The sequence below is a fragment of the Kitasatospora sp. NPDC057518 genome, from assembly GCF_042802075.1.
Taxonomy (GTDB): Bacteria; Actinomycetota; Actinomycetes; order Streptomycetales; family Streptomycetaceae; genus Kitasatospora.
Genome location: NZ_JBHVEU010000664.1, coordinates 1 through 3261 on the forward strand (window position 1 = coordinate 1; position 3261 = coordinate 3261).

Genomic DNA, 3261 nt, shown 5'->3' on the forward strand with positions numbered 1-3261 from the left:
CTACAGGCGTGTAGAGGTCAGCGGGAGGAGTTCCGTCGAAGACGATCGACCCGGCCGGAGGACCGGCCGGGTCGGGGTGCCGGGGCGAGCCGGCCTCAGCGGTCCTTCCGCATCGAGGACTCCTGCACCGACGGCGTGCGCGCCGACGACTTGCGCGCCGACCGCCGCCGCTGCCACAGGGCCAGCGGCACGATCCCGGCCAGCGCGGCGGCCTCCGGCGCCGGCGGCGCCTCGAACGGCGCGCCGGCCGCACCCGCCGCCCCGGCCGGCACCTTGTCGAAGGTGTCCGGGACGGGCAGGGTGGACCAGTCCGACAGCGGCCAGGCGACCACGAAGGCCCGGCCGACCACGTTGTCCACCGGCACGAAGCCGTCGCCGGTCTCGTTGTGGTGCCAGCGGGAGTCCCGCGAATTGTTGCGGTGGTCGCCCATCACCCACAGCTTGCCCTTGGGCACGGTGACGGTGCCCACCGGGTCGTTGTCGCAGGGCGTCGCACCGGGGAACAGGTACGGCTCGTCCAGCGCGACGCCGTTCACCTTCAGCGGCGCGCCCGCCTCGCAGTCGACGGTGTCCCCGCCGACCGCGATCACCCGCTTGATCAGGTCCTTCTCGTCCGCCGAGGGCATCAGGCCGACGGTGCTGAGCACCTTCTGGACACTGCCCATGACGGAGTCGCCGGAGCTCGCCGGCGTGCCCTCCAGCCAGCCGCCCGGATCGCGGAACACCACCACCTCGCCGCGCTCGGGCTTGGCGCCGAACCACGGGGTGAACTTGTCGACCAGCACCCGGTCGCCGATCGCGAGGGTCTGCTCCATCGAGCCGGAGGGGATGGAGAAGGCCTGCACGAAGAAGGTCTTGATGCCGAGCGAGAGCAGCAGCGCGATCACCAGCAGGATCGGCAGCTCCTGCCAGAACGGGCGCTTCTTCCGGGGGCGCTCGGCCTCCTCGTCGGCCTTCCCGGGAGCGTCGGCGCCCGCGTTCACCGCGTCCGCCCCCTCCGCCACCGCGGTGCCCGTACCCGCCTCCGCCCCCGCCCGGCCGTCCCCGGCCCCCTCGCGCTCCGCGGCTCCGCCGCTCTCGCCGGACTCCGCGCTCTGCTGCACAGTCATTTCCTCGGCCCCTCCGACGGCCTGGCGGGAGCCGGTAGGAAGACCCCCTGTCAGGAACGAACCTACCGAACAGAGGTTCCCGGGCGCGCCCTGACGTGGATGCGCTCGCCCTGCGGACCGAACAGGCTGAGGAACTCCACCGGCTGCGGGCCCGCGTTGCCGAAGGCGTGCGGGGTACGGGTGTCGAACTCGGCGGCCTCACCGGCCGCCAGCACCAGGTCGTGGGTGCCGAGCACCAGCCGCAGCCGCCCGGACAGCACGTACAGCCACTCGTACCCCTCGTGGACCTTCAGCTCCAGGTCCGGCCCGGCGTTCCGGCCCGGCGGCACGATGTGCTTGTAGGCGTGCAGGCCTCCCAGGTGGCGGGTGAGCGGGACGATGGTCTGGCCGTTCCTGGTCACCGGGCGCGGGTGGATCCGCGGGTCTCCGGTGGCCGGGGCGCCGACCAGTTCGTCCAGCGGCACCCGGTACTCCCGGGCCAGCGGCAGCAGCAGCTCCAGCGTCGGCTTGCGCTGCCCGGACTCCAGCCGGGACAGCGTGCTGAGCGAAATGCCGGTGGCGGCCGCCAGTTTGGCGAGCGTGGTGCCGCGCTCCCTGCGCAGCGCCCGCAGCCGCGGGCCCACCGTGGTCAGGACGTTCTCGAACTCTTCGTCGGCCATGCCTGCCATTTGCCGGTACGGCAAGGACCGTTGTCAATCCGGCACACGGGTGAGGACCGCTCCGCCACCCCTGCGGGTCACGCCCCCGGGGCACGTCCACGGCCCCGGCGCCTATCCTCGCGTCATGCGCATCCACCTCACCCGGGACAGCGTCGCGGCCGGCGACGACGCCGACGCCCCGCACGCCGGGACCGTCACGCTCCCCGACGGCCTCGACGCCCCGGCGGCGCTCACCGCCCTCGGGCTCCCCCGACCCCGGCTCCCGCTGATCGGCGGCGGCCTCGCCACCTGGGTGGTGCGCGCCGCCGACGGCGCCCCGCTGGCCGTCCTCGCCCAGCAGTGGCCGCTGCCCCGCCCGCTGCCGGACTGGCAGGGCCCGCTCGACCGCCTGGCCGGAGCGGACGGCACCGTCCGGCTGCACGTCGAGTACCGGCGCCAACTGGACCCGGAGGCCGAGTACCAGCGGCTGCTGCCCGGCTGAGGTCTACGGGTCCGAACAGCTACGGCGTGCCGAGGAACCAGAAGAACGGCCCCTGCTCGTACAGCGACCGCACGATCGGCTCGGACCAGTCCGTGACGACGAACAGCACCAGGCCCACCGCCCCGCCCAACAGCAGCCCGGCCGCCACGGCCGCCGTCATCATCCCCGCGATCGCCCGCATCCGGGCCTCCTCCCCGTCGCCGGGGAGACTCCCCCGCCGGCCCCGCGGCGGCACCGAACGTCCTTGGACCGAGGCCGAGTTGTCACCGAGCAGTGAGCAACGGTGAGCAACGGGGGCGGGAAGCGCGGCCCGCTACCGGTACTCGCGCAGCCTGGCCCGCACCCCGAACGCGGTGAGGCCGAGCGCCAGCACCAGCGCCCCGCCGGCCAGCGCCGCCGTGGTGCCGTCGAGGTCGTCGTCGGTCGCGGCGACCGCCCGGTCCATCGCACCCGCGTTGATCGCGATGGCGTCCCCGATCCCGGTGCTCAACTGCCCGAAGTCGTAGTCGGACTGGCCCTTCGACAGCCCGGTGTTGAGCGTGACCGCCTCCTTCAGCCTCCCGGCGTCGCGCAGCTCGCGGATCCCGCGGTCGGTCCGCTGGTACTGCTGGAAGGCGTCCAGCACCCGCTCCGCGGCGTCCTGCTCGCCCGCGAAGGTGATGTTGTGCAGCTCGCTCCCCAGGTAGCCGCCGAAGGGGACCACCGTACGGTCCGCGCGGTGCCGGGCGGCGGCGTCGGCCAGCCGGGCGCCGTAGTCCGGCAGTGCCGCCCCGTCGAGGCGGACGATCGCCTGCGCCTTGTCGAGGAAGCCCTGCTCGTAGGCGGCGGCGCGGCTCGGGTCGGTGAGGTAGCGGCTCTCGTCGGCGTTCATGTCGTACGCCACGGCGCGGGCCCGGCTGAGCGCGATCACCGAGTCGTAGGGCCTGTGTGATGTTGTGATCAGTTGGGTGGTCGCACGAGGTCGTCTATCCAGATCATTGAGGCGCGGAGGTGGAGGCCTGCGAGGTAGCTC

Annotated in this window: 5 protein-coding genes; 1 reads left to right on the forward strand and 4 read right to left on the reverse strand. The window is 73.6% G+C overall.

Annotated elements, in window-relative coordinates:
* Positions 1–95: 95 nt before the first annotated feature.
* Positions 96–1109 (reverse strand): signal peptidase I, encoded by a 1014-nt coding sequence (lepB, locus tag ACFU7Z_RS38000; protein WP_380782667.1) that lies wholly within the window; start codon positions 1107–1109, stop codon positions 96–98.
* 62 nt (positions 1110–1171) lie between these two features.
* Positions 1172–1768 (reverse strand): helix-turn-helix domain-containing protein, encoded by a 597-nt coding sequence (locus ACFU7Z_RS38005; protein WP_049654612.1) that lies wholly within the window; start codon positions 1766–1768, stop codon positions 1172–1174.
* 124 nt (positions 1769–1892) lie between these two features.
* On the opposite strand from ACFU7Z_RS38005, the gene ACFU7Z_RS38010 reads away from it, so the two are divergent.
* Positions 1893–2249 (forward strand): hypothetical protein, encoded by a 357-nt coding sequence (locus ACFU7Z_RS38010; protein ID WP_380782669.1) that lies wholly within the window; start codon positions 1893–1895, stop codon positions 2247–2249.
* Positions 2250–2268: 19 nt separating this feature from the next.
* Here ACFU7Z_RS38010 and ACFU7Z_RS38015 read toward each other — a convergent pair whose 3' ends face one another.
* The gene (locus ACFU7Z_RS38015; protein WP_158077757.1) at positions 2269–2430 is read right to left on the reverse strand and encodes a hypothetical protein; all 162 of its coding nucleotides are present in this window, start codon (positions 2428–2430) and stop codon (positions 2269–2271) included.
* A 132-nt stretch (positions 2431–2562) separates the two neighbouring features.
* A complete protein-coding gene (locus ACFU7Z_RS38020; RefSeq protein ID WP_380782671.1) occupies positions 2563–3159 on the reverse strand; it encodes a hypothetical protein in 597 nt (198 codons plus the stop codon).
* Positions 3160–3261: the final 102 nt, after the last annotated feature.

What these genes read in the sequence shown, in the direction of transcription:
- lepB (WP_380782667.1), bottom strand. Translation starts at nt 1,109, where the DNA reads ATGACTGTGCAGCAGAGCGCGGAGTCCGGCGAGAGCGGCGGAGCCGCG.
- ACFU7Z_RS38005 (WP_049654612.1), bottom strand. Translation starts at nt 1,768, where the DNA reads ATGGCCGACGAAGAGTTCGAGAACGTCCTGACCACGGTGGGCCCGCGG.
- ACFU7Z_RS38015 (WP_158077757.1), bottom strand. Translation starts at nt 2,430, where the DNA reads ATGCGGGCGATCGCGGGGATGATGACGGCGGCCGTGGCGGCCGGGCTG.
- ACFU7Z_RS38010 (WP_380782669.1), top strand. Translation starts at nt 1,893, where the DNA reads ATGCGCATCCACCTCACCCGGGACAGCGTCGCGGCCGGCGACGACGCC.